This is a genomic window from Serratia sp. TSO36 (assembly GCF_057808395.1).
This window is the reverse complement of sequence record NZ_JBJZOU010000069.1, coordinates 1-244: the sequence shown is the minus strand read 5'-3', so window position 1 is coordinate 244 and position 244 is coordinate 1. Positions and strand designations below refer to the sequence as shown.

Here is a 244-nt window from a genome sequence, read left to right as displayed (position 1 = left end):
ATCTCATTGAAACCTTCCAGCCAGCCGAGCCCATTGCGGCTTTCCAGGTTGATAAAGGCGGGGTTGACCACCTCTTTGACCGGAGAATCCCACCCCATTTTCGCGCCAAATCCTTCCGCCCGCAGGATCATCAATGCGGCAAGCACGCCAGCCCGATCGGCATCGTGGAGTGAGCTAAACCAGTTATCAAACGCATCCGTTGTTTTAATTTCCCACACGGGACCTCCCTGCAAATATAGATCAA

Annotated in this window: 1 pseudogene; it reads right to left on the bottom strand. The window is 53.3% G+C overall.

What is annotated here, in order from left to right:
* Positions 1–128, bottom strand: a pseudogene (locus tag ACK3CV_RS25485) (DUF4432 family protein); the annotation flags it as partial.
* Between the last annotated feature and the right edge of the window lie 116 nt (positions 129–244).